The organism is Pedobacter flavus, assembly GCF_036324285.1.
In the GTDB taxonomy this organism is placed as follows: Bacteria; Bacteroidota; Bacteroidia; order Sphingobacteriales; family Sphingobacteriaceae; genus Pedobacter; species Pedobacter flavus.
In genome coordinates, this window is sequence record NZ_JAZDQU010000002.1 from 1,013,598 (window position 1) to 1,038,675 (window position 25,078).

At 32.5% G+C, this 25,078-nt stretch carries 21 protein-coding genes and 1 tRNA gene; 10 read left to right on the top strand and 12 right to left on the bottom strand.

Going from position 1 to position 25,078, the window contains the following annotated elements:
- Nucleotides 1-64: 64 nt before the first annotated feature.
- Nucleotides 65-2,575: an FtsK/SpoIIIE family DNA translocase gene (locus tag VRU49_RS10685; protein WP_330146773.1), complete on the bottom strand. Its 2,511-nt coding sequence runs from the start codon at nucleotides 2,573-2,575 to the stop codon at nucleotides 65-67.
- A 245-nt stretch (nucleotides 2,576-2,820) separates the two neighbouring features.
- Between VRU49_RS10685 and VRU49_RS10690 the strand changes: the two genes are divergently transcribed.
- The gene (locus VRU49_RS10690; protein ID WP_330146774.1) at nucleotides 2,821-3,471 is read left to right on the top strand and encodes an ankyrin repeat domain-containing protein; all 651 of its coding nucleotides are present in this window, start codon (nucleotides 2,821-2,823) and stop codon (nucleotides 3,469-3,471) included.
- Here VRU49_RS10690 and VRU49_RS10695 read toward each other — a convergent pair.
- The 3 genes from VRU49_RS10695 to pyrF are packed head-to-tail and all read right to left on the bottom strand — an operon-like array spanning nucleotide 3,468 to nucleotide 6,509.
- Nucleotides 3,468-4,745 carry a DUF2851 family protein gene (locus VRU49_RS10695; protein WP_330146775.1) on the bottom strand — a complete coding sequence of 426 codons (1,278 nt, stop codon included), beginning with the start codon at nucleotides 4,743-4,745 and terminating at the stop codon, nucleotides 3,468-3,470. The two genes, VRU49_RS10690 and VRU49_RS10695, sit on opposite strands and share 4 nt — an antisense overlap.
- 46 nt (nucleotides 4,746-4,791) lie before the next feature.
- Nucleotides 4,792-5,685: a DMT family transporter gene (locus VRU49_RS10700; protein WP_330146776.1), complete on the bottom strand. Its 894-nt coding sequence runs from the start codon at nucleotides 5,683-5,685 to the stop codon at nucleotides 4,792-4,794.
- Nucleotides 5,685-6,509, bottom strand: a complete 825-nt coding sequence (gene pyrF, locus VRU49_RS10705) for an orotidine-5'-phosphate decarboxylase (protein ID WP_330146777.1) — start codon at nucleotides 6,507-6,509, stop codon at nucleotides 5,685-5,687. Before pyrF ends, VRU49_RS10700 begins: the two co-directional genes overlap by 1 nt.
- A gap of 247 nt (nucleotides 6,510-6,756) precedes the next feature.
- Between pyrF and rho the strand changes: the two genes are divergently transcribed.
- Both rho and pssA read left to right on the top strand, forming a co-directional pair.
- Entirely contained in the window at nucleotides 6,757-8,511 is a 1,755-nt protein-coding gene (gene rho, locus VRU49_RS10710) for a transcription termination factor Rho (protein WP_330146778.1), read from the top strand.
- 86 nt (nucleotides 8,512-8,597) lie between these two features.
- The gene (pssA, locus tag VRU49_RS10715; protein WP_330146779.1) at nucleotides 8,598-9,278 is read left to right on the top strand and encodes a CDP-diacylglycerol--serine O-phosphatidyltransferase; all 681 of its coding nucleotides are present in this window, start codon (nucleotides 8,598-8,600) and stop codon (nucleotides 9,276-9,278) included.
- Here pssA and folK read toward each other — a convergent pair.
- On the bottom strand, nucleotides 9,267-9,770 hold the full coding sequence (gene folK / locus VRU49_RS10720) for a 2-amino-4-hydroxy-6-hydroxymethyldihydropteridine diphosphokinase (RefSeq protein WP_330146780.1): 504 nt from the start codon (nucleotides 9,768-9,770) through the stop codon (nucleotides 9,267-9,269). The two genes, pssA and folK, sit on opposite strands and share 12 nt — an antisense overlap.
- 65 nt (nucleotides 9,771-9,835) lie before the next feature.
- On the opposite strand from folK, the gene sppA reads away from it, so the two are divergent.
- The 4 genes from sppA (at nucleotide 9,836) to VRU49_RS10740 (ending at nucleotide 14,536) form a co-directional block, all read left to right on the top strand.
- Nucleotides 9,836-11,602 (top strand): signal peptide peptidase SppA, encoded by a 1,767-nt coding sequence (gene sppA, locus VRU49_RS10725; protein WP_330146781.1) that lies wholly within the window; start codon nucleotides 9,836-9,838, stop codon nucleotides 11,600-11,602.
- A 4-nt stretch (nucleotides 11,603-11,606) separates the two neighbouring features.
- Nucleotides 11,607-13,280, top strand: a complete 1,674-nt coding sequence (locus VRU49_RS10730; RefSeq protein ID WP_330146782.1) for a helix-hairpin-helix domain-containing protein — start codon at nucleotides 11,607-11,609, stop codon at nucleotides 13,278-13,280.
- An 81-nt stretch (nucleotides 13,281-13,361) separates the two neighbouring features.
- On the top strand, nucleotides 13,362-14,012 hold the full coding sequence (locus tag VRU49_RS10735; RefSeq protein ID WP_330146783.1) for a hypothetical protein: 651 nt from the start codon (nucleotides 13,362-13,364) through the stop codon (nucleotides 14,010-14,012).
- A gap of 35 nt (nucleotides 14,013-14,047) precedes the next feature.
- Nucleotides 14,048-14,536, top strand: a complete 489-nt coding sequence (locus tag VRU49_RS10740; RefSeq protein ID WP_330146784.1) for a SixA phosphatase family protein — start codon at nucleotides 14,048-14,050, stop codon at nucleotides 14,534-14,536.
- Here the strand turns inward: VRU49_RS10740 and VRU49_RS10745 are convergent.
- From VRU49_RS10745 to VRU49_RS10770, 6 genes are all read right to left on the bottom strand, one after another.
- Nucleotides 14,533-15,393 carry an AMP nucleosidase gene (locus tag VRU49_RS10745; protein ID WP_330146785.1) on the bottom strand — a complete coding sequence of 287 codons (861 nt, stop codon included), beginning with the start codon at nucleotides 15,391-15,393 and terminating at the stop codon, nucleotides 14,533-14,535. The genes VRU49_RS10740 and VRU49_RS10745 overlap by 4 nt on opposite strands.
- Before the next feature lie 63 nt (nucleotides 15,394-15,456).
- Nucleotides 15,457-16,692 carry an ATP-dependent Clp protease ATP-binding subunit ClpX gene (gene clpX / locus VRU49_RS10750; RefSeq protein ID WP_330146786.1) on the bottom strand — a complete coding sequence of 412 codons (1,236 nt, stop codon included), beginning with the start codon at nucleotides 16,690-16,692 and terminating at the stop codon, nucleotides 15,457-15,459.
- A 41-nt stretch (nucleotides 16,693-16,733) separates the two neighbouring features.
- On the bottom strand, nucleotides 16,734-17,426 hold the full coding sequence (clpP, locus tag VRU49_RS10755) for an ATP-dependent Clp endopeptidase proteolytic subunit ClpP (RefSeq protein ID WP_330146787.1): 693 nt from the start codon (nucleotides 17,424-17,426) through the stop codon (nucleotides 16,734-16,736).
- Nucleotides 17,427-17,698: 272 nt separating this feature from the next.
- Complete coding sequence (gene tig / locus VRU49_RS10760; protein WP_330146788.1) at nucleotides 17,699-19,048, bottom strand: trigger factor; 1,350 nt, start codon at nucleotides 19,046-19,048, stop codon at nucleotides 17,699-17,701.
- Between the two features lie 111 nt (nucleotides 19,049-19,159).
- Nucleotides 19,160-19,241, bottom strand: a tRNA-Leu gene (locus VRU49_RS10765).
- Nucleotides 19,242-19,442: 201 nt separating this feature from the next.
- Nucleotides 19,443-20,024: a YdeI/OmpD-associated family protein gene (locus VRU49_RS10770; RefSeq protein WP_330146789.1), complete on the bottom strand. Its 582-nt coding sequence runs from the start codon at nucleotides 20,022-20,024 to the stop codon at nucleotides 19,443-19,445.
- A gap of 166 nt (nucleotides 20,025-20,190) precedes the next feature.
- Here VRU49_RS10770 and VRU49_RS10775 point away from each other — a divergent pair, with 166 nt between their 5' ends.
- From VRU49_RS10775 to VRU49_RS10785, 3 genes are all read left to right on the top strand, one after another.
- Nucleotides 20,191-22,161, top strand: coding sequence for a S9 family peptidase (locus VRU49_RS10775; RefSeq protein ID WP_330146790.1), 1,971 nt, complete (start codon nucleotides 20,191-20,193; stop codon nucleotides 22,159-22,161).
- A 7-nt stretch (nucleotides 22,162-22,168) separates the two neighbouring features.
- Nucleotides 22,169-22,702 carry a GNAT family N-acetyltransferase gene (locus VRU49_RS10780; protein ID WP_330146791.1) on the top strand — a complete coding sequence of 178 codons (534 nt, stop codon included), beginning with the start codon at nucleotides 22,169-22,171 and terminating at the stop codon, nucleotides 22,700-22,702.
- Nucleotides 22,703-22,892: 190 nt separating this feature from the next.
- Complete coding sequence (locus tag VRU49_RS10785; protein WP_330146792.1) at nucleotides 22,893-24,083, top strand: ATP-binding protein; 1,191 nt, start codon at nucleotides 22,893-22,895, stop codon at nucleotides 24,081-24,083.
- A 49-nt stretch (nucleotides 24,084-24,132) separates the two neighbouring features.
- Here VRU49_RS10785 and VRU49_RS10790 read toward each other — a convergent pair whose 3' ends face one another.
- Nucleotides 24,133-24,930 carry an ABC transporter substrate-binding protein gene (locus tag VRU49_RS10790; protein ID WP_330146793.1) on the bottom strand — a complete coding sequence of 266 codons (798 nt, stop codon included), beginning with the start codon at nucleotides 24,928-24,930 and terminating at the stop codon, nucleotides 24,133-24,135.
- Nucleotides 24,931-25,078 lie beyond the last annotated feature (148 nt).

Sequence of the window (25,078 nt, forward strand, 5' to 3'; positions counted from 1 at the left end):
TGATAAATTTTTCAAAATCCTTTTACGGTATCTTTAATTAAAGATAGATTTTCGGGCAAAAGGTTTAATTCTTATTTAGGTTATCCAAGAATTGTTCCAAAGCGTACTCATCAGGAATTAAAACTTCACGCGCTTTACTACCTTCAAATGGTCCAACTATGCCTGCAGCCTCTAATTGGTCGATTATACGCCCTGCACGATTATAACCCAATTTCATTTTTCGCTGAATTAAAGATGTAGATCCTTGCTGATGCATGACAATTAATCTGGCAGCCTCTTCAAAATGAGCATCTCTGTCAGATGGATCAAACTCCATTTTAGAGCCCTCTCCACTTTCATCAATATATTCGGGTAATTGATAAGCTTCAGGATATCCTCTCTGAATTCCAATAAATTCAGATATTCTATCTACCTCTGGCGTATCTACAAAGGCACATTGTAACCTTATTAAATCATTCCCTGTACTTAACAACATATCCCCTCTTCCAATTAATTGATCGGCACCACCACTGTCCAAAATTGTTCTACTGTCTATTTTAGAAAGCACTCTAAATGCCAATCTGGCTGGAAAGTTTGCCTTTATTGTTCCTGTAATAATATTTACTGATGGTCGCTGTGTGGCCAGAACCAAATGTATTCCCACAGCCCTAGCTAATTGTGCCAACCTAGCAATAGGCTGTTCAACCTCCTTACCTGCAGTCATCATTAAATCTGCAAATTCATCAACAATTAAGACTATATAAGGTAAAAATCTATGGTTATTATTAGGATTTAGCTTACGCTTGATGAATTTATCGTTGTATTCCTTAATATTTCTTACTTGTGCATCTTTTAATAAATCATAACGCTGATCCATCTCAATACAAAGCGAATTAAGCGTATTGATAACCTTTTTTGTGTCGGTAATAATGGCATCCGCTTCGCCTGGTAATTTTGCTAAAAAGTGACGCTCAATTTTATTAAATAAAGTTAACTCCACCTTTTTTGGATCTACCAATACAAATTTTAGCTGAGCTGGATGCTTTTTATATAGTAAAGAAACCAAAATTGAGTTTATACCTACAGATTTACCTTGACCCGTTGCTCCTGCTACTAACAAGTGTGGCATTTTACTTAAATCGGCAATATACACCTCATTAGAAATTGTTTTACCTAATGCTATCGGTAAATCCATAGTGGTTTGTTGGAATTTCTCAGTCGCTAATATGCTTCTCATCGAAACCATCTCTGGATGCAAATTTGGCACCTCAATTCCAATCGTACCTTTTCCTGGCATAGGCGCTATAATACGAATTCCTAATGCAGCCAATGATAAAGCAATATCGTCTTCTAAATTTTTAATTTTAGAAATTCTCACACCTGGAGCAGGAATAATTTCATAAAGCGTTACGGTTGGACCAATTGTAGCTTTAATCTTATCGATCTCAATATTATAATGATTCAAAGTTTCTACAATTTTATTCTTATTAGCTTCTAATTCTTCCGAATTAACAGAAATCTTATTTGAACCGTAATTCTCTAATAAATCTAAATGAGGATGTTTATAACTAGATAACTCTAAAGTAGGATCGAAAGTCCCAAAATCTTCTACCAATTTACTCGCCTTTTTTTCCTCTTCAGTTTGTTCTATTGTAAGTTCAGGAACTACAGGCGCAACTTCAACAGGATTTTCTTTAAAAGTATTTTCCCCGGTTTCTAATTCTATTTTTTCCTCTTCTTTTACAGGTTCAACTTCCAATCTATTGGGCGTAATTACAATATTCTGATCTCTTTTTGGAGTGAGAGGCTTATTTAAAGGGAATTCTACAGGTTCAGACACCACCTCATCTTCTAATTCAATATGCTCTGGGACATGTACATCTAAAGCAGTATCCTTTTCCTTTTTTGGAATTTTAAAATCAATATTATAAGCTATAATTAATGCTACTAATCCCGAAAAAACCAATAATCCTGCAATTCCTGCTCTACCTATTTGTACTTCTAATAATTTCTGACTCCAATAACCCAATTCGCCTTCCAAGAAATGTGGACCTTCGCGATAAAAGTTTTGAACAAAGGCAATCGTTAATGAAATAAACAATAAAAAGAAGAAGCTATAACCTAAAGTCTTAGAAATTGAAAAGATTTTAACCTTAAACAATAGTCTGTATCCTATTACAAAACAAACAAAAACAAACAAAAATGAAGCTATTCCAAACCATTCATAAATAAATTGATGAGAAAGCAAGGCTCCAATTTTCCCTAACCAATTTTCTACCGCTGGATTCTCAATTCCTCCAGCCTTAAGCTCTTCAATGGATTTGAATAAATTAGACCAACCTCCATTTGCATCTGAAACATAACTCTGATCTTCTTGCCATGTAAGTAAATAAGAAGTAAAAGCTATCAGAAGATAGAATGAAATTATTAAGAATAATAATCCTAAAATTTTAACAAATCTTCCATCCTGAAAATCCAGTTTTGGAAAAATCTCTCCTTTAATTTTATTAGTATTCTTACGCGAAGATTGATCTCCTTGACTTGCGCCAGGTTGTTTGAATGTATTAGATTTAAATTGGTTCCCCTTTAAAGGCATTTTTTTTCAGAATAAACAACAAATATAAAATATTACTACTAGGAGTACATTAATTTATTTAACGATTTTCCAATTTAGCAAGAATACAATTAGAAATTAAACTTTTTGAATTTTTTTTAGTCTGATATTCATATAGTTTACTCGTAAATTTCATTCTATAAGTTTTGTTTTAGGTTTTCCCATTCCAGATTAAATTTAATTTGGAATGGGATTTAAATTTACTATCTTTCCTAAAACTTCTAATAATGGACAAAGACCTTTTAGAAAGATTAATTGTTGAAAATCAATCTGATAGAATCACAGATCTACTCAACAACAATAATGGATTGGCAAGAGAATTAACCAGTCAAGGAATTTCCCCCATAATCCTTGCTTCCTTTTATAACCGTCCTGAAATTGCAAAAATTATAGCTTCGTATTGCACCAATTTAAACATTTATGAGGCCATAGCTATTGGGGATCAAGAAATAGTTCTAAATCTTCTTTTAGAAAATCCAGGTTTAGTAAATGAGTTTTCAAATGATGGTTTCCCTCCATTAGTTTTAGCAAGTTTATTTGGTTTTTTTAATCTTGTTGATACGCTAATTTCCAACGGTGCCAATTTAGAATTACCCACAGAAAATGGATTTGTAGTTTACCCCTTACATGCTGCATGTGCTGGTAATCATCTAAAAGTAGTACAATTATTACTTCAAAATGGTGCTAAACCAAATGTAGTTCAATCATCTGGTTTAACTCCTTTACATATTGCAGCCGAGTATGGAAATATAGAAATGATTATTGAGCTATTAGAAAATGGTGCCCTAACCCATTTTAAAATGGAAAATGGAAAAACCGCATCACAACTAGCAAAAGAAAAAGGCCACGTTGAAATTTCTGAAATACTAAGCAATTAAGACATAAGCTTTAATCCTACCCTACATTGTAAACATTTTTTGGGTGCGCAATAATGTTGACTTAGATGTAAAATTCCTTGAGATTGAAAGGCATTAGTAATTGGAACACCATAATTTCTATATAAATTTACTATTGCATTTTGCTCAGCAGGTAAATCTTCGAGTAGATGGATGGCTTTATTTTTTAAATCACTCCTATTTAAATAAGACCCATAAGCAAATAATAAAGTAGAAACAGTATTAATTAAAATAGAACTAACTGCCTGATTTCCAATTTGTGTACTATGTAAATTCCCTGTTTTATTAAAATGATAATGTGTCTCCCAATAAAGTGAAATATTTAAATTATTAAATAAACTCAATAATTCTTCTTTCGATTTAAAATTTAGAAAACTATCCAATAACTGATTATTTTGATTTAAAAATGCAGCCAATTGTGCAATTCTTAGGGTTGGAAAATTTGATGGCCTAGTTCGCAAAAACTTCCATAAATCTACTCCAATAGGCTTTAATTTATATTTCTTTCGTAAAAATTTAAAACTAGAATTTAGTTGTTTAACATAATTCTCATTGGAAACATTATTTAATAAACCTGATTGACCAAAAAGTAATGCTTCTATATAATGTAAATTTCCTTTTAAAGACTTAATAATTTTAAAGGGTAAGGAAAAAGCTAACATTTCAAATGGCAAACCATTTAAATGAAATCCGAAATTTTTAAATAATTGTTGATAGGTAGTTTGTTCCCAATCACCTTTATTAATTTCTAATTGTTTTAAAAAATAATCGCTTTTTAATATAATCCGGTTAACTGCCGAACGCTCTATTTGGGAATGAATAATTAATTCGTCTACAGAATTTAAGTTCGCAGAACAGGAAAATGGCGATAACGCATGAAAAACATTTTGATATTGACTAATTACTTGATAATCTATTACATGCTTTAATTCTAAAGTAGGTATTTCTGTACTGTTTTGTCGGAACACTACCTTGTCTACCTCATAAACCACATGTAAAATAACATTATTATAAACTATATCATTTTGATGATTGTGTAAATTCCAATCAGAAGAAAAACAATGAATCTCAATATTTCCACACCATAAAGTATCATTGATTTTAATTTTAGAATTGATAAAATCAGGGCCGGAATGAATATTCCAAAATCCGGCATCAATAATTTGAACTTTATCTCCCTCTACAGTATGCAGATTTAAAAATTGAAACTTTTTAAACTGCCAAATATACTGCAACAACTCCTCCCTAATCCGCATACTTAAAGTTACGAATTAAATATTAATTATTAAAATAAATTATTAATTAATTTTTACTCTTTTGATAATTGGTTATAAAAACACCAACTATGATAAGAAAAGTAGCAATCATTACATCAATTGTAATTACCTCGTCGAGCACTAACCAGCCTAAAAAGAGGGCAATTACGGTATTAAAATAAGTTAAAATAGAAACCTCAGAAGCACTAACCCTTTTCAATGCATAATTATAACAGAAAAATCCAACAATGGATCCAAAAACAGCCAAATATAAAGTAGCACTGATGCTTATTAAACTCCACATTTCGAAGTTTGAATTTCCAGTATTTAAGGCTAAAACTAACTGTACAACACCAGCTATAAAAAACTGATAAAACAAGTCTAGAAATATTCCCTGCGACTGATTATTAGTTCTTTTAGTATAAATAGTACCTATTGTCCACCCTGTTATGGCACCACCCAATAGCAATACGCCGGTTCGGTATTCAGGAACAAACAAACCTGAAACACCATCTCTAAATAAAAATACAACTCCTAAAAAGCCTAATAAAACCCCTCCAAAACTTTTAATAGTTGGTTTTTGATAACCCAAAGCAGCACTTGCAACAAAAACTAATATTGGAGAGAGCGAATTAACCAATGCAGCCAATCCACTTGGAACGGTCTTTTCTGCCAATGTTGTAAATCCATTTGCCACAACCACCATAAATAAAGCTAATAGAAGTTGTCTATTAAAATATTTCCAGCTTACCCATTTTAACTGATTTTTATAAATAAGATAAAACATCAGTATAAATGCTGCCAAAAACTGACGAATGGAAGTAACGTACCAACCTGGAATAGTTTCTACCGCTAAACTAATTCCTAAATAAGTGGTACCCCAAATAATGGCCACCCCAGCCATGGCCAAAAACAACTTAAAATCTAAATTTTTTAACATTATAAGCCTGCCGCAGATAAGATTAAATCCATTTCTACTTGTAACTTTAATGCTTCAGCTCTTGCTTTCTCGGCAAAATCCTTTCCTTTACTTGCAAAAATTATAGATCTACCAGCATTAATTAATAAACCACATTTAGAATTTAAACCATACTTACAAACCGATTGTAAATCTCCACCCTGAGCGCCTACACCTGGAACCAATAAAAAATGATTAGGCACAATAGATCTTATTTTTTGAAATGACTCTGGGTGAGTTGCGCCTACAACGTACATCATTTGTTCGTCTGTTGTCCAAGAAGAAGATACTTTTAATACATGCTCAAAAATAAATTCATCATCATGTTTTAACAACTGAAAATCTTCGTGTCCTTTATTAGAAGTTAATGCCAATAAAATAACCCACTTGTCTTGAAATCCCAAAAATGGTGTTACTGAGTCTTTTCCCATATAAGGAGCAACCGTAATCGAATCAAAATTCATTTCACCTGCTTCACTTAAAAATGCTTTGGCATACATATTAGAAGTATTACCAATATCACCTCGTTTTGCATCAGCAATTGTAAAAAGTGATTCAGGAATATAGGCTTTGGTTTTTTGTAAAGTTTCCCAACCCTTTAATCCTAAACATTCATAAAAAGCCGTGTTTGGTTTATAAGCAACACATAAATCTTGTGTAGCATCTATAATTTGTCTATTAAATTCTAAAACAGGATTTTCAAATTCCAATAAATGTTCTGGTATTAACTCCATAACTGGATCTAATCCAACGCATAAAAAAGATCGCTTTTTTTGAATTTGATTGAATAATTGTACTTTGTTCATGATTGCAAACAAATATCGTTAATTATAACAAGGTAAAGTTGATAAAGGAGAATATTTTCTACTTTTTTTAATAATTTTACATAATTTATTTGCAGAATAAAATTCATTTACATACAATTGTGCAATATTTCCAACAGTTTATCAGACCGTTCGGGTAAATTTTCCTTAAAATCATTCATTATTATTATAAAAAGGGCAGTTTGTCGCTGTATTCTGGTAAATCCTATTAAAAAGTCTCTGAATATAAATGTTCAATAAAACAGATCTAAATGAAAAACTCACACCAGAATTACGTGAGTTAGCCAAAAACCTAGGTATACAAGAAGTTGAAACACTACGCAAGAACGATTTAATTGAACAAATCGTAACAATTGAAGGTAACGAAAGTGAAAAACCCATGTTAAAAAAAACAAAGAATACTAAATCTAAAGCCTTAGAAGTGAATGAAGCTAATGTAGAAGTTGAAACTTCTTCAACAGAAACCCCTGCATCTGCACCCAAAAAGAGAGCGAGAATTGTAAAATCTGAAAAAGTAAATAGTCCAACTAGAACTGAAAATACAGAATTCACAAATACACTTTTTGAACCAAATGAAGTTACTCCGGTAACTGTAAATGAAACTACTAACGAAGTTTCTACCCATGCTGAACAAGAAGAAACAGCAAATGAAGTTACAAATGCTGAAGTTGAAGATAATACGAATCGTAAACCTAAAAAACATTCTCATAACCACCCCACTCCTGGTAACGAGTTAACAGCTGCAGCAATTGAGGAAAGAAATCAAGAAAGAAATAAAAATAAAGACAATGGTAATGGTAAACCAAAGAACGGGCATAACCATAGCAATAGTCATAAAAACAACGAAAACAGCTATTCTAATTTAGACTTCGATAATACCATTACTAACGAAGGTATCTTAGAAATTATGCCGGATGGTTATGGGTTTTTAAGATCGGCAGACTACAATTATTTATCGTCACCGGATGATATTTATGTTTCTCAAAGTCAGATTAAACTTTTCGGCTTAAAAACTGGAGATACAGTTAAAGGAAGTATCAGACCACCAAAAGAAGGAGAAAAATATTTCCCATTGGTAAAAGTAATTACCATTAACGGAAGGCTTCCGGCCGATGTAAGAGACCGAGTACCATTTGATTATTTAACACCACTTTTCCCTACTGAACGCTTAAATTTATTTACGGATTCTAATAATTATAGCACTAGAATCATTGATTTATTTACACCTATAGGAAAAGGCCAGAGAGGTTTAATCGTTGCTCAACCTAAAACAGGTAAAACCAATTTACTAAAAGAAGTTGCCAATGCAATTGCAAAAAATCATCCCGAAGTTTATTTAATTATTTTATTAATTGATGAGCGTCCGGAAGAGGTAACAGATATGGCAAGAAGCGTTAGAGCTGAAGTAATTGCTTCTACTTTTGATGAACCAGCTGAAAGACATGTTAAAATTGCAAATATTGTTTTAGAAAAATCTAAACGCCTTGTAGAATGCGGACATGATGTGGTTATCTTATTAGATTCTATTACCCGTTTAGCAAGAGCTTATAATACAGTGGCTCCAGCTTCTGGTAAAATATTATCTGGAGGTGTTGATGCAAATGCGCTACATAAACCAAAACGTTTCTTTGGAGCAGCTAGAAACATTGAAAAAGGTGGTTCTTTAACCATTCTTGCAACTGCTTTAACAGATACAGGTTCTAAAATGGACGAGGTAATCTTCGAAGAGTTTAAAGGTACTGGTAATATGGAGTTACAATTAGATAGAAAATTATCTAATAAACGTATTTTCCCTGCAATTGATATTACTCAGTCGAGCACCCGCCGCGATGATTTATTACACGATAGAGATACTTTACAACGTGTATGGATTTTAAGAAACCATTTGGCAGACATGAACAGTCAAGAAGCTATGGAATTTGTACAATCACAAATTAAAGGCACAAAATCTAACGAAGAGTTCTTAATTTCTATGAATAGTTAGAAATTATTATTTCCTCATTAATATAAATTATAGGCCATTTTTAATTAATTTTGAATGGCCTATTTTTTTTCACTAATCTCAAATTTATGGTACGCCATCTTCCCAATGCAATTACTTGTGCAAATCTTTTTTCTGGATGTATAGGTATTGTTTACGCTTTTAATGGTGATCTTAAAACTGCTGCTTGGTTTGTTTTAGCATCAGGAATATTTGATTTTTTTGATGGATTTGTAGCCAGACTTTTAAAAGCTTATTCCAATATTGGAAAAGATTTAGACTCATTGGCAGATGTAGTAAGTTTTGGTTTTTTACCTGGTGTAATTTTTTATCAACTACTTAACCAAAGTGATTACACGAATGCATATATCCCCTATCTTGGATTTATAGTTACCATTTTCTCTGCATTAAGATTAGCTAAATTTAATAATGATGCTCGTCAAACTACCGATTTCATAGGTCTAAATACCCCTATGAACACTTTTGTGGTGATTAGTTTACCTTTTATTGCCGACGAGTACCCATCGTTAATTTACTCTACTTACTTTTTATTAGTGAGTATTGCCTCTCTTTCTTATCTTTTAATTAGCGAACTAAAATTATTTTCACTTAAAGTTGGTGATCTAAGCTGGAAACTAAACCGTTTTAAATACATTTTCCTTTTAATTACCCTTGTATTAATAGTGGTATTAAAGTTTAATGCTGTTCCATTTATTTTATTACTCTATATAATAGCTTCCTACTTACATTTTAACAAATCAACTTCTTAATACCTTCTTTACAGCTAATTTATCAGGATTTAATAAAATTAATTCTTCTACCGACTTACCTAATAATGGGTGAACCCAATCTGGAGCAATTTCTTTTAATGGTATTAAAACAAAATTTCTAAACTGAAGTTGAGGATGAGGAATTATTAAATTGGGTTCGTTAAAACATTCAATACCGTAGAATAAAATATCAATATCAATAATTCTCGGGCCCCAATGTACCTCCCTTACCCTACCCATTAATGTTTCAATAGCAAGAACTTCAGCTAACAGTTCGTGAGCAGTTAATTGAGTAGAAATTTCTATTACTTGATTTAAAAAAGCTTCTTGATCGTTATTGCCCCAAGCTTCTGTTTCATAAATTGATGAAATGTTTAAAATTTTACCACATTTATGCTCAATATGTTGAATAGAATTGTCTAAATTAGATAACCTATCACCTTTATTTGTGCCTAATGACAAAAAAACAATATTTGTACTAATTTCATTCATAATACTATCTCCTTCTTACAATAACTCTTTCTTATATTTGAAACCACTAATATAATCGCTTTCTAATGAAACAATTCTTTAAATATGTTCTAGCTACTGTTGTTGGGATTATCCTAACCTCATTTTTGAGTTTAATATTTTTTATTTTTATTATTTCGGCCTTTGTTTCCAGTATAAACAAAAATGAATCAGTAATGGTTGAAGATAAATCTATTTTATATGTCGACTTAAATCAGCCAATTATAGAAAGATCCTTAGATAACCACTTCGATTTAGACTATTTAATGGGCGTAGAAGCTGATAAAATTGGATTTTTTGACCTAATTAACGGTATAAAGAAAGCAGAAACCGACGATAGAATTAAGGGAATTTATATTAATGTATCGGCGCCACAATCTGGAATGGCGACCATGAAAGAAGTTAGACAAGCCTTAATTGAATTCAAAAAAAGTGGTAAACCAATTATTGCATATAGTGAAGTATATTCTCAAGGCGCTTATTACTTGGCTTCTGTTGCCAATAAAGTTTACTTAAATCCTCAAGGCGATTTAGAATTTAAAGGCCTTAATTCGGAAGTGATGTTTTTTAAAGGCGCATTAGATAAAATTGGCGTTGAGATGCAAATTTTAAGAGTGGGCGATTTTAAAAGTGCAGTTGAACCATATACCAACACCAAAATGAGCGAGCCAAATAGATTGCAAGTATCGCAAATGGTAAATGGTATTTACGATGAAATAATTAAGGAAATTGGTAGTTCAAGAAATATATCTACGGATTCATTAAAATCTATAGCTAATCAATATAAAATCCAACAGCCGGAAGATGCTTTAAAATACAAAATGGTAGATGCTTTAAAATACAAAGACGAAGTATTAGAAGAACTTAACACCATTACTAATACCAAGAAAAACAAGAACTTTCCTATCGTTTCTATAAACGATTACATTAAAAATAAAGTTGAAACAGACATCTCCAATAAAAACAAGGTTGCTGTAATTTATGCTAATGGCGAGATTACTGGTGGCGAAGGAGATGATGCTACAATAGGTTCTGAAAGAATATCAAGAGCCATTAGAAAAGCAAGAATAGACAGCACTATTAAGGCAATAGTTCTTAGAGTTAATTCGCCAGGAGGAAGCGCCTTGGCTTCTGAAGTAATTTGGAGAGAAGTATCCTTAACGAAGAAAGTAAAACCAGTAATTGCTTCATTTGGGGATGTTGCCGCTTCTGGAGGTTATTATATTGCAGCTGGTGCCGATTCTATTTTAGTTCAACCCAATACAATAACTGGATCAATTGGTGTATTCGGGATTATTCCAAATGCTCAAAAATTATTAAATGATAAAATTGGTATCACCTTCGACAATGAAAAAACTGGACAATTTGCCGATATAATGAGTTTAACCAGACCTATGACACCAGGTGAACGCTTTATTTTACAAAATGGAATCAACAGAGTTTACAATGTATTTATAAATAGAGTATCAACAGGTAGAACCCGTTCAAAAGAATATATTGAAACAATTGCTAGTGGTAGAGTTTGGACTGGAAAAGATGCGGTTAGAATTGGCTTGGCCGATAGAGAAGCTGGATTTAAAGAAGCTATTGAATCTGCTGCCAGAAAAGCAAATATTAAAAATTATAGACTGGTAGAATATCCAGAAAAATTAGATCCAATCAAGGCCTTATTAAACAATTCTAAAAACAACATTCAAACCTATTTCCTTCAAAGAGAATTAGGAAATGAATATTCAATTTACAAAAAAATAAAAGAAGCATCACAGCGCTCTGGCATACAAACTCACATGATGTTTGTACCTGTGATTTATTAAAATAATGGAAAATAAAGCAATAGCAAAGCAAATTAAACTGTTTGCTCAACTATTAGAATTACATGGCGAGAACTCCTTTAGAACTAGAGCTGTAGCAAATGCTGCCTTTACTATAGATAAATTACCATTTAAAATAGTAGAAAAAACAACAGCAGAAATAGAATCTATTAAAGGAATTGGGAAGAGTTTAGCCTCAAAAATAGAGGAATTAAAAACCAATGGTTTTATAACCGAACTAAAAAATTTAATTGAAAACACCCCTCCAGGTGTAATAGAAATGCTTTCTTTAAAAGGCTTAGGCCCAAAAAAAATTGAAATCATTTGGAAGAATTTAAACATTAAAAACCTGGGCGAATTATATTACGCATGCAACGAAAATAGGTTAATAGAAGCAAAAGGATTTGGATTAAAAACCCAACAGGAGATTTTAAAATTAATTGAATTTAAAATGGCTTCGAATGGGAAATTTTTATTCGCTCAGGCACAACCTATTGCCTTACAACTATTTGAAAAAATTTCTATTTGGCTAAACCAATTTAAAGCAGGCGCATTGCTTGGCATTGCTGGTGAGTACAGACGTGCTTTTGAAATTATTAATGTATTAAATTTTATAATTGGAGCGGAAGATGATTTAGTCATAGAGTCCGAACTTTCTAAATTATTTGATTCAGAACTAACCTATTCAACAGAAAAAGGATACCAAAGTATTACTCCTGAAGGCTTAAAATTTTATATCATCATTGTAAATAAGGACAATTTTTATAAAAAATATTTTGAACTAACTGGATCCGAAGAACATGTTAGTAGTGTTTTAAAATTAACAAATAAAGAAACCTTTAATTCTGAAGAAGAAATTTACGAATCTGCAGGTTTAGCCTTTATTGAACCAGAATTAAGAGAAAACCTTGGTGAAATAGAGCTTTCAAAATCGGGAAAACTACCAGAATTAATTACCTTCAAAGAAATTAAAGGAGCCTTGCACAACCACTCAACTTGGAGCGATGGTGTACATACCCTAAATGAGATGGCCATCTATTGCAAAGACTCCCTTAAATTAGAGTATTTAGGAATCTCAGACCATTCCAAATCTGCTTTTTACGCAAGAGGATTAACGGAACAACAAATTGTTGACCAACATTTAGAAATTGATTTAATAAACGCTACCCTATCCCCTTTTAAAATATTTAAAGGCATTGAAAGCGATATATTATATGATGGTTCTTTAGATTATTCGGATGATGTTTTAAAATCTTTTGACTTTGTTGTGGCTTCGGTTCATAGCAATTTAAAAATGAATGAAGAGAAAGCTACAGAACGATTAATTAAAGCTATAGAAAATCCATATACTACTATATTGGGGCATCCTACTGGCCGATTACTTTTATCGAGAACAGGTTATCCAATAGATTTTAAAAAAGTAATTGATGCCTGCGCAGCTAACCGTGTTGTGATTGAGATAAATGCAAACCCTTTACGATTAGATTTAGATTGGAGATGGCATAGATATGCACTAGAAAAAGGGGTAATACTATCTATTAATCCAGACGCACATAGGAACGAAGGATTTATGGATATGCAATATGGCATTCACGTAGCAAGAAAAGGAGGCTTAACCTCTAAAAATTGCTTAAATTGCATGAATTTATCAGAAATAACAGAATTTTTCAAAAGTAAATAAGCAGCAATGGCTGAAAAATATATTTTTTGCATGAAATGGGGAACCCTATATGGTCCCGATTACGTGAACCGGTTATATTCAATGGTTAAAAGAAACCTATCTTATCCATTTAAAATGGTTTGTTTTACCGATAATTCTGAAGGAATAAATGAAGAAATAACTTGCTACCCTATTCCTGAAATGAATTTACCTGGTGGGTTGCCAGAAAGGATGTGGAAAAAGTTATCGACTTTAAAATCGGATCTTTACGGATTAGAAGGAACTGCCTTATTTTTAGATTTAGACATTGTTGTTGTAGATAAATTAGATCCATTTTTTGATTTGGAAGGTGATTTTATAATAATCAAAGACTATAGAAAACAATGGAGAATAACTGGAAATTCATCCGTTTATAGATTTAAAATTGGGGCTCATGGTTATGTATTCGACGACTTTTTAAAGGATTTTGAAAACATTCGTAAGCGACATAGAAACGAGCAAGAATATTTAACTCAAGCCATTTTTGATAAACAAGGCATTCAATATTGGCCTAAAGAATGGTGTCCGAGTTATAAATACGATGCTATTTCTAGAATTCCATTTGCATTTTGGAAAAAGCCAACCATTCCTCCAGGTGCAAAAATTCTAATTTTTCATGGCGAAATTAATCCACATAAAGCCATTGAAGGAGGATTTGGAAAATGGTATAGATATGTTAGATCTGCACCATGGATTAAAAAATATTGGTATTAATTTAAACCAAATCTCCCTTTTTAGGTTAATTGTTTATGGCTAAAAAATTAGTAATTGTAAGACATGGACAAGCATCTCATAATTTAGATGCGGGAGATTTTAATAGAAAACTAACTGATTTAGGGAAATCACAAAGTGAAGAAGTAGCAAACAAAATACTTCAGCATAATTGTATCCCAGATTTGTTGATTTCTAGTAATGCAAATAGAGCTTTTAATACAGCAAAGATATTCGCGAAAACTTGGGGTATTGATGAAAAAAAAATATTCATAAACCCTTCCATTTATGAAGCTACCTTAAATAAACTCTTAAACCTGGTTAATGAAATAGAGAACAAATTTAACCATGTAGCGATATTCGGGCATAATCCCGGTCTTTCTGAACTTGCCGAATATCTTACTGGTTTAAATTTTCAGTTATCTACAAGTGCTTTAATCATTTTAGAATTTGATGTAGATAACTGGATGGAAATTACCCGCAATTCTGGAAAATTTTCCCTCTATTTAGAGCCTAGTGATTTTTAAAATTGCAGATGTTTTACAGTCTGTCCTTTATTGATTAATTGCTTCAACGAGTCAATTCCAATCTTAAGATGCGTTTCAACATAAGTAGCTGTAACACTGCTATCGCTTTCAGAAGTCTTAACTCCTTCTGGTATCATGGGTTGATCAGAAACTAACAATAAAGCACCGGTAGGAATTTTATTAGCAAAACCTGTAGTAAAAATAGTTGCCGTTTCCATATCCACAGCCATGGCTCTAATACTATTTAAATACTTTTTAAACTCTTTATCGTGCTCCCATACCCTTCTATTGGTGGTATAACATGTTCCGGTCCAATAATCTCTTGCGTAATCTCTAATAGTTGTAGAAATAGCCTTTTGTAAAGCAAATGATGGCAATGCAGGAACTTCGGCCGGTAAATAATCATTAGATGTACCCTCACCCCTAATTGCTGCAATTGGAAGGATTAAATCGCCTAATTGATTTTTTCTTTTCAAACCACCACATTTCCCTAGGAATAACACTGCTTTTGGCATTAGAGCAGTCAATAAATCCATCATTGTAGCTGCAAGTGGACTACCCATACCAAAATTAATAATCGTAATTCTACCAACTGTAACGCTCTGCATAGGTTTATCAATACCCATAATCGGTGCATTATCATGCCATTCAGAGAACAATTGAACATATTTACTGAAATTGGTTAATAAAATATAATCCCCAAACTCTTCTAATGGGCGACCTGTATATCTTGGCAACCAGTTGTTAACAATATCTGTCTTGGTCTTTAAGCCTGGTTTTACCGGAGTCTCTACTTCATTAACTTTATTTCCATTTTTTGCTTTGTGTACTTTTTTTACGTCTTTTTCTTCATTCATATATTTTCCTTTCTTTTATTATTACTATTATACAAAAAATCCCCCGCAATGCGGAGGATTTTATTAGGCAGCTTGTAATTTATTGATATCTACCTTTTCAAATTTTTCCGTCGCATATTCCAGCGTAATATTCAAATTTTTCTCCTTTTCAGAAGGCATTTCAAACATGGCATCCAACATAATAGATTCGCAAATAGATCTTAATCCTCTTGCTCCAAGTTTATATTCCATTGCTTTATCTACAATAAAATCTAATACTTCATCTTCAAAAACCAAATCAATACCTTCAATTGCAAATAATTTTTGGTACTGTTTAATTAAAGAATTCTTTGGTTCTGTTAAGATATTTCTTAAAGCCGATTTATCTAAAGGTTCTAAATATGTTAGAACTGGAATTCTACCAATTAATTCTGGTATTAGTCCAAAAGCTTTTAAATCTTGAGGTGTAATATATTTATATAGATTTTTTGCATCTATTTCAACCTCATTCCTTTTAACTTTATAACCCACAGTTTGTGTGCGTAACCTATTAGCTATCTTTCTTTCTATACCATCAAATGCTCCGCCACATATAAACAATATATTGTTTGTATTTACTGCGATCATTTTTTGGTCTGGGTGCTTTCTACCACCTTGAGGCGGAACATTTACCACTGTACCTTCCAATATTTTTAACAAAGCTTGCTGAACGCCTTCCCCAGAAACATCTCTTGTAATTGAAGGATTATCACTCTTTCTGGCAACCTTATCTACCTCATCAATATAAACAATACCACGTTCTGCTGCTGAAACATCGTAATTTGCTGCCTGTAATAACCTCGACAAAATACTTTCTACATCTTCTCCAACATATCCAGCTTCTGTTAAAACAGTAGCATCTACAATACAGAAAGGTACATTTAAAATTTTAGCAATTGTTTTAGCCAATAAAGTTTTACCAGTTCCAGTTTCTCCAACCAGCATGATATTAGATTTTTCAATCTCTATCTCGTCGTCTTCAACCTTCTGGTTTAATCTTTTATAATGATTATATACGGCTACAGAAAGTACCTTTTTAGCATCATTCTGTCCAATAACATATTGATCAATATGCGCTTTAATTTCTCTTGGTTTTAAAAGCGTTAAAGGTCCTTCAACAGAATTAGATTTTCTTACGTCTAAATTTTGAATTAGAAGATCGTTTGCCTGAACAACACATTTATCACAAATAAAAGCGTCTAATCCCTCTATTAACATTAAACTATCTTGTTTACTAGAGTGACAAAAAGAACATCTTGAATCTTTATTTTGTTTCGCCATTTTATACTATTTAATATCCATTAAAGGATAAATTGTAAGAGTTATTTCTTCTCCTTATTTCCTAATACTTCATCAATCATTCCAAAACTCTTAGCCTCATCCGCTTTCATCCAATAATCTCTATCTGATGCTTTTTCTACCCATTCGTAAGTCTGACCAGAATGTTTAGAAATAATATCGTATAATTCTTTTTTAAGCTTAAGCATCTCACGAAGATTGATTTCCATATCAGATGCCACACCTTGAGCGCCACCAGAAGGCTGATGAATCATTACCCTAGAATGTTCTAATGCTGCACGTTTTTCTTTTGCTCCAGCAACCAATAAAACAGCCCCCATAGATGCAGCCATACCTGTACAAATTGTAGCCACATCTGGTGTGATGTATTGCATCGTATCATAAATTCCTAAACCTGCGTAAACAGATCCACCTGGAGAATTTATATACATTTGGATATCTCTATCAGCATCTACCGACTGTAAAAAAAGCAATTGCGCTTGAATTACGTTGGCATTTTGATCATGAATTGCATCGCCTAGAAAAAGAATTCTATCCATCATTAAACGAGAGAAAACATCCATTTGAGCTACATTTAATTGCCTTTCTTCAATAATGTACGGCGTCATTGATGATGGATTACTATTGGTTCTTCCGATATAACGATCTACATTTAAACCGTTAATTCTATGATGTTTAACAGCGTATTTTCTAAATTCTTCTTTATTTATCTTCATTTTATATCAAATTAGGCTATTTTAAAATTTTAATTCTATACTTAACGTATTACTCTACTATTGTAATTTACGTGCCAATATATTTATTTCTACTATATAAGCCAACCTTTAGTATTTAAGATGACATTTTAAAGTTACTTTATTTTAAGGTGAAAATAAGCCAATCACCTACAAACAAGCATTTTAACACCTTAATCGTTATATTTTATTAAAAAAAAGGAGTAGTTAAACAACTACTCCTTTTTAATATTCATTCTGACAAAAGGTCAGGATTATTTTACCAACTCAACAAATTTATCGTAATCGATTTCTTTTTTGTTTAAAGTTGCTACAGATTTTATATAATCAAAAGTTTTAATTGCTTTTACTTCATCTAAAATTCTGTTAGCGTTGTCTTTTTCTTTTAAGAACTGAGTAGTGTATTGAACTAATTGTTCTTCAGGCATAGGACTTGGGCTATACATAGCAAACTGACTATTTAAACGTTGTTTTGCAGTTTCAAAAACATCTTCATATTTAATTTCGATGTTATTGTCCTTCATCAATTTATTCTCGATTAAAGTCCATCTCAAATTCTTAGCAAAATCATCATATCCTTGAGCTAATTCCTCATCACTTAATTTCTCGTTTGTTGCTTTTAACCAACGTTTTAAGAAATCATCTGGTAATGCGATATTGTTTTTCTCTAATAATTCTGCATAAATATCGTTGCTTAATTTACGTTCAGCATCTTGCTCAAACATAGATTCAATTTCAGTACGGATTTTCTCTCTGAAACCAGCTTCGTCTGTAACTGTACCTGCTTCGAATAGTTTATCGAAAAACTCTTGATTTAAATCAGCTTCTTCTAAACGATTAACGTTTTTAACAGTTAATTGGAAATTAGATTTTAATTCTGCTGCATCAGCATCTTCAATTTTTAAAATCTTAGCGATTTGAGCTGCATCATTGTTTAAAGTTTTTTGTAAATCTAAAACAACAACATCATCTTTTTTAAGTCCAACTAAAGATTTTAAAATCTTTTTATCAGTTACTAAATCTAAACGTAAAGAAGCTGTATTTGTAATACCACCTTCGAAAACGGTTCCATCTGGACTTAATTGTACAAACTCACCATATAAAACATCACCTTCAACTGCAACTTCTGGATTGGTCATCTTTCCGTAACTGCGACGAATATTTTTAATACGCTCTTCTAAAGTTTTGTCATCCGCTTTAACAACATATTGCGTGTATTTATCTTTAGAAGTGATGGTTATATCAATTTCTGGAGCTAAACCTAATTCGTATTCAAATTCAAATTCATCGGTATTATCCCATTTAAATTCTTTTGAATCATCCATCACTGGAAGTGGTTGACCTAGAATATCAATTTTATTATCTGTTAAATAATTGTTTAATGTTTCAGAAAGCATTGTATTGATTTCTTCAACTAAAATACTTTTGCCATACATTCTTTTAATGTGGGCAACTGGAACCATACCTTTTCTGAAACCAGGAAGATTTGCTTTCTTTGCTTGCTCTTTTAAAGCTTTATCAACTCTCTCAGAATAATCTGCTGGGGCAATTTTAACCTTAAGTTTTGCGCCTAAATCGCCTGTTTTTTCTTGTGTTATATCCATTTTTAGAACTTAACGTGTAGATTTTAAACTTTTTAAAAAGAATTTTCTACAATTCAATTATTTAATATCAATTATAAAAAAAATCCCCCGCAATGGACGGAGGACTTATTGTGCGGATGAAGGGACTCGAACCCCCACGCCGTGAAGCGCCAGATCCTAAGTCTGGTGCGGCTACCAATTACGCCACATCCGCATTATTAGGATTATTTTGGATTGCAAAGATAAGAATTAGCAATGAAAATTCAAAAAAGAGAGAGAAATAAATGCAAAAAAAGATTCAACGCTTATAACTATTTAAAATAGAAAGATTTGCAAAAATAGATAATGTTAACTTCGCATACATTAATCTAATAAATGATCAATTTTAACTTATTCCACCAATTCAACTTCTAAATTAATCATCCATCCCCTTGCCTTCTTTTATAAAATCGCAATATTTGGCAACTCTATTTTTCCTGGTTTCTGATCGTTTTGCCTCTCCAAAATAAATAATATAAGCTTTTTGTCGGCCAGGAGTTAAATTATTAAATGCTGATGCAAGTTTTTCGTCTTCCTTTAATGCCTGCTCAAACTCAATAGGCATTTCATAATCTGCCACTGTTTTCAACTTTACTTTTGCTCCAGATTTTTCTATTTCAATAGCTTCTTTAATATAAGCACTAATCCATTCTCGCTTATCCACTATTTCATCTAAAGAAGTAAATCTTAATTGTCGGCCCGATTGCACATGCTCAGTTTGTTTAATTAAAATTTTCTCGGGATCTTTCATTAAAGCGCCTTTATGAAATAACAAAGCACAATATTTCTTAAAGCCGTGGATAATAATCACATTTTTACCATTTAGGGTATAACATGGATGATTCCATTTTAACTCTTCCACTAGTTCAACTTCAGCTGTCACCAATTCTCTAAGAATTTGAAACTCAATCTTCCATCTTTTGGCGTTTAAAAAGAAATTATCTACTGCTTTATTCATATCGATTAATTTTAATCGAATTTAACAAAACAAACTTAACATCAATTATTTAACACAACAAAAAACACTTCAAAATGATATTAAAACCCTATTCATTGTCACTTTATAATTATAATTAAAAACGTTAAAAAAATATTTCTATCTTACTTTTTTTAACCAGAAAAATATGATAAAGAAATTTATTGCTGTTCTAATTTTTATTTCAGGAACTAGCTTTAGTCAGGCGCAAAACAACATTACTGTAGAAAATATTTACACAATGCCTTCAGTAAATAGTCCAGTTTTATCACCTAAAGGCGATAAATTAATTTATATAACCAACGAACCTGGTAAATCTAATCCACAGAGCCTAATTTTATTAGACTTAAACACACAGAAATCTGAAACGATTCTCAATACTGGTAGCGACCCTCAATGGTCGCCCGATGGACAAAAAATAGCTCTTAGAGCTAATTTAAATGGAAAATCTGGAATTCACGTACTTAATCTTAACGATAAATCAACTAAATTTATTGCTCAAATAAATAATAGTAATCACTTTTTAGGTCATTCTGCGAATAAAAATTACGCCTGGAGTCCAGACGGAAAAAGTATTGCTTTTGTGAGTGCCGATTTAAGCTCAGCACCAACTGTAGATCCATCAGCACCTAAAGTAATTGAACGCATTTTATACAAATCTAGGACATCGTTTTCTGATAATAGATTGACTAAAATATATGTAGCAAACCTAGAAAATGGAGAAATAAAAACCCTTACGCAAGATATATACGATAGCCATTCTATTACTTGGAGTCCGGATTCTAAGAAAATAGCTTATATCTCTAACCATACAGCCGACCCAGATGCAAACTACAATAACGATATATTTATTGTTGATATCGCTACTTCGAAAATAGAACAAATCACAAAAACACCTGGCACCGAGCATAATCCAAATTGGAGTCCCGACGGGAAATACATCCTTTATCCTGCAACTGTAAGATTAAGAAACACAAAAGATAGCTCTGGTGAGGACATGAAACTTTACACCTACGAAGTAGCTACTGGAAAAATAACTTGTATAACACAAAACCTAGATGAAAGATTAGATGGTGCAAAATGGACTAACGATAGTAAATCTTATTACTTTGGATTCCCAAAAAATGGAAAACGAGTTTTATATAAAGGAACCTTAAACAGCGAAATTATAACACCCATTGTAGATGAAAACGCAAGTGTGGGCAGACCAACTACTGGGGGCAACAAAATCGCCTTTACAAAATCGACCCCTTCACAACCAAACGAAATTTACATCACTTCCAACGAAGGAAAAACCGTAACTCAGATCACTCAGCTTAGCACCAATTGGTTAAAAGACAAAACCCTTGCAAAAAATGAAGACTTTTGGTTTCAATCGCACGATGGTGTTAAAGTTCATGGATTTATCGCTTATCCAGCTAATGTGGCAAAAGGCGTAAAAATACCTGTAATTCATAGAATTCATGGCGGTCCACATGGTGCATTCGGATTTAGTTATACAGACATCAACGAAATATTGGTAGCCAATGGATATGCTGTTATTTCATTAAACCCAAGAGGATCTTCGGGATATGGACAAAAATTTACTGATGGGACCTATCAAGCTTGGGGTGGTGGTGATTATTTAGATCTTATGGCAGGAATAGATTATGCCTTGGAGAAATATCCATTTTTAGACGCCAATAGAATGGGTGTAACTGGAGGTTCTTATGGAGGATTTATGACCAATTGGGTAGTTACACAAACCGATAGATACAAAGCAGCAGTCACATCGGCATCGGTGAGCAACTTGATTTCCTTTTATGGAACATCTATTTATCCAGATTTAATTGAAACAGAATTTAACGGAATGCCGTGGGACAATTATTCGTTATTATGGCATTTCTCGCCAATGGCGCATATTAAAAACGTTAAAACACCAACACTTATAATACACGGTGAGAATGATATGGATGTGCCCGTTACACAAGCAGAAGAATTCTTTATTGGTTTAAAAAAATTGGGTGTACCTACCAAATTTATACGTTATCAGAACGAGGGACACGGTTTTACCCAACAAAAAAATAGATTGCACAACAACCAACAATTATTAGCTTGGTTCAATCAATACTTAAAATAAAATGGCTATGACTGATTTTCCATCTTTACAAACTCAACGACTTGAGATGAGACAAATTCAGTCAACCGACTTAGAAAATATCTTTAAAGGACTCTCTAACCCCTTAGTAATAAAACACTATGGGGTTAGCTATTCTACTCTTGAAGCAACTCAAGAACAAATGGCCTGGTACCAAAACCTGTACAACACCAACACAGGAATATGGTGGGCAATTTGCGCTAAACTAGATGGTACTTTTTATGGAGCTGCTGGATTTAACGACATACATCCACAGCATAAAAAAGCCGAAATAGGCTTTTGGTTATTGCCAGAATATTGGAATAATGGAATTATGCAGGAAGCATTAACAAAAATCTGCCACTATGGTTTTGAGCACATGAAATTGCATAGAATTGAAGGTTTTGTTGAATCAGAAAATAGCAATAGCAAAAAGGCTTTAGAAAAAATGGACTTTCTCCATGAGGGTACACTTAGAGCATGTGAGTGGAAAAATGGAAAATGGATAGATGTGGATATTTATGCCAAAATAAACCAATTATAAAAAATTCAATAAAATAATAGATTCCATAAAACAAGTCGTAATTAGAAATTAAAAATCTCTAAAATCAATTTTTGCTTTCTATAAAAAGCAATATTAACATATATTTGATATTTACAAAAAGCAATATTATACATTTTTTGCTTTTTATAGTTAACAAAAATTAGTATATTTGTTAATTACAGTTAACAAAATGGAAAATTTAATCCTAGAATTTCAATTAAAACTGGCAAATACATCTCTAGATGTACAACGATATCTTTTAAATACAATAGATATCAATAACCGGCTTATAGCAGTTAAAGGTGCCAGAGGCTCTGGAAAAACAACCCTTTTATTACAGATAGCAAAACTCCATTTAAATCCAAGTTCAACTTTATATGTAAGCTTAGATCATATCTATTTTTTTGACAATAAACTTTATAATTTAGCAAAACAGTTTAGTCAATTTGGTGGCACTCACCTCCTATTAGATGAAGTACATAAATACCCAAACTGGTCCAGGGAGATTAAATTAATATATGATAACTTCCCCGAATTGAGTGTCATTTTTACTTCTTCTTCCATACTAGAGATTTACAAATCTGAGTCCGACTTAAGCAGAAGAGCTGTATCTTACTACCTTAAAGAGCTTTCTTTCCGAGAATTCCTACAATTTGAAACCTCCATACAATTTCCAAAATTCGAGTTTTCAGAAATCTTACAACATCATCCAGAATTGGCATCAAATATCTTAAAGAAAATTAAACCCCTTCCTTTGTTTAACAAATATTTAAGAATTGGTGCGTATCCTTATTACAAAGAAAATGAAAGTTCTTACTCACAAAAGCTACAAAACATTATAAACCTCACTATTGAAATAGATATTAACGCGGTAGAAGATCTTCAGTATGACACCCTTGTAAAACTTAAAAAACTACTTATAACCATTGCAAGCAGTGCCCCGTTTACACCCAACATCAGTAAATTGAGCGAGAAGATAGGGCTATCAAGAAATATGTTGGTGCAGTGCATTAAAATTTTAGAAAGAGCAGGCCTAGTGAATGAACTATACAGAGACAATTCTGGCATAGGTGTGCTCACAAAACCAGAAAAACTTTACCTCAACAACAGCAATTTGATGTATACTTTGGCCGCAGAAAACATAAACATTGGAAACGTAAGAGAAACGTTTTTTCAAAATCAGTTTAAAGGCTTACATGAGATTAACCTTTCTGATCAAGCAGATTTCATAATAAATAAAGCATTCACTTTTGAAATTGGAGGTAAGAACAAAAAGAAAAAGCAGATTCAAGCTGTAGAATATGCCTATGTAACTAAGGATGATATAGAAATTGGTTATAAAAATGTGGTACCGCTTTGGTTGTTTGGCTTCCTTTATTAAGTCCGATGGAGATTTATAGAGGGAAGATTAAGCTACTACTCTAGAATTTTTACAAGTAATCTCTCAATTCAAACAAATACTGTATAGACTTTACCATTCTGCTTCCGTACCAAGAGAACATCTCCCCATCTACCAATAAAATATGAGCCTCAGGCACAAGTTGTTTGAGCGCTTCTATATGCTGTTCCTTAAATGGATAAGGTTCTGAAGAAAGAAAAATATAATAAGGATTAAGCTCTAGGATATCCTCATCCTTTAAAATTGGGTATCTTGTTGATTGCACAACATTTGTTAACCCGAAAGTATTGAGCACATCATCTATAAAAGTATTTCTTCCTGCGGCCATGTAAGGCTTATTCCAAATTAAGTACAACACCGACTTATTAAAATGAAAAGAACCCGGGCCTAGCGTTTTAATATCTCTAAATCCAGTATTTATTAATTCCACCAAATAGCTTGCTTCAGGGGAGCGATTGGTAATTGCACCTACATCTACAATCGTTTGCTTTGCTTCCTCCAAATTATGGATATCGCTCATCCAAACTGGGAAAAACTTCTGCAACTCCTCAATCTCCTCCTTCGTATTTTCTTCTTTATTTCCGATAATTAAATCGGGCTCCAAGCGCTTAATTAATTCGATATTTAGCTTTTTAGTCCCCCCTACTTTAACCTTATTTTCAAACCATTTCTGCGGGTGAATACAAAATTTGGTAATACCAACTACCCTATCTTCAAGGCCGAGATCGTACAACAACTCTGTTTGCGACGGAACCAGAGAAACGATTCGTTGTGGCGGAAAAGGTATCTGAATAGAATTCCCGAGATGATCTGTGAAAGTAGAAATCATAAGCGCAAAATACGGAATTTAGTGAATTTAAACACCAAAGGCGAGCCGACTAATAATCGTAAGCATTAATAAAAATTAGTTTATGAAGGTCATTTGGGCGTGCCCAAGGTCGGGCTATTCAGGGCTTCGGTCCGCCATCTGGCGGGAC

What these genes read in the sequence shown, in the direction of transcription:
- VRU49_RS10685 (WP_330146773.1), bottom strand. Translation starts at nt 2,575, where the DNA reads ATGCCTTTAAAGGGGAACCAATTTAAATCTAATACATTCAAACAACCT.
- sppA (WP_330146781.1), top strand. Translation starts at nt 9,836, where the DNA reads ATGAAACAATTCTTTAAATATGTTCTAGCTACTGTTGTTGGGATTATC.
- pyrF (WP_330146777.1), bottom strand. Translation starts at nt 6,509, where the DNA reads ATGAACAAAGTACAATTATTCAATCAAATTCAAAAAAAGCGATCTTTT.
- VRU49_RS10785 (WP_330146792.1), top strand. Translation starts at nt 22,893, where the DNA reads ATGGAAAATTTAATCCTAGAATTTCAATTAAAACTGGCAAATACATCT.
- VRU49_RS10695 (WP_330146775.1), bottom strand. Translation starts at nt 4,745, where the DNA reads ATGCGGATTAGGGAGGAGTTGTTGCAGTATATTTGGCAGTTTAAAAAG.
- VRU49_RS10745 (WP_330146785.1), bottom strand. Translation starts at nt 15,393, where the DNA reads ATGAATGAAGAAAAAGACGTAAAAAAAGTACACAAAGCAAAAAATGGA.
- VRU49_RS10700 (WP_330146776.1), bottom strand. Translation starts at nt 5,685, where the DNA reads ATGTTAAAAAATTTAGATTTTAAGTTGTTTTTGGCCATGGCTGGGGTG.
- VRU49_RS10790 (WP_330146793.1), bottom strand. Translation starts at nt 24,930, where the DNA reads ATGATTTCTACTTTCACAGATCATCTCGGGAATTCTATTCAGATACCT.
- VRU49_RS10740 (WP_330146784.1), top strand. Translation starts at nt 14,048, where the DNA reads ATGGCTAAAAAATTAGTAATTGTAAGACATGGACAAGCATCTCATAAT.
- VRU49_RS10690 (WP_330146774.1), top strand. Translation starts at nt 2,821, where the DNA reads ATGGACAAAGACCTTTTAGAAAGATTAATTGTTGAAAATCAATCTGAT.
- VRU49_RS10735 (WP_330146783.1), top strand. Translation starts at nt 13,362, where the DNA reads ATGGTTAAAAGAAACCTATCTTATCCATTTAAAATGGTTTGTTTTACC.
- VRU49_RS10780 (WP_330146791.1), top strand. Translation starts at nt 22,169, where the DNA reads ATGACTGATTTTCCATCTTTACAAACTCAACGACTTGAGATGAGACAA.
- rho (WP_330146778.1), top strand. Translation starts at nt 6,757, where the DNA reads ATGTTCAATAAAACAGATCTAAATGAAAAACTCACACCAGAATTACGT.
- tig (WP_330146788.1), bottom strand. Translation starts at nt 19,048, where the DNA reads ATGGATATAACACAAGAAAAAACAGGCGATTTAGGCGCAAAACTTAAG.
- pssA (WP_330146779.1), top strand. Translation starts at nt 8,598, where the DNA reads ATGGTACGCCATCTTCCCAATGCAATTACTTGTGCAAATCTTTTTTCT.
- VRU49_RS10770 (WP_330146789.1), bottom strand. Translation starts at nt 20,024, where the DNA reads ATGAATAAAGCAGTAGATAATTTCTTTTTAAACGCCAAAAGATGGAAG.
- clpX (WP_330146786.1), bottom strand. Translation starts at nt 16,692, where the DNA reads ATGGCGAAACAAAATAAAGATTCAAGATGTTCTTTTTGTCACTCTAGT.
- VRU49_RS10730 (WP_330146782.1), top strand. Translation starts at nt 11,607, where the DNA reads ATGGAAAATAAAGCAATAGCAAAGCAAATTAAACTGTTTGCTCAACTA.
- VRU49_RS10775 (WP_330146790.1), top strand. Translation starts at nt 20,191, where the DNA reads ATGATAAAGAAATTTATTGCTGTTCTAATTTTTATTTCAGGAACTAGC.
- folK (WP_330146780.1), bottom strand. Translation starts at nt 9,770, where the DNA reads ATGAATGAAATTAGTACAAATATTGTTTTTTTGTCATTAGGCACAAAT.
- clpP (WP_330146787.1), bottom strand. Translation starts at nt 17,426, where the DNA reads ATGAAGATAAATAAAGAAGAATTTAGAAAATACGCTGTTAAACATCAT.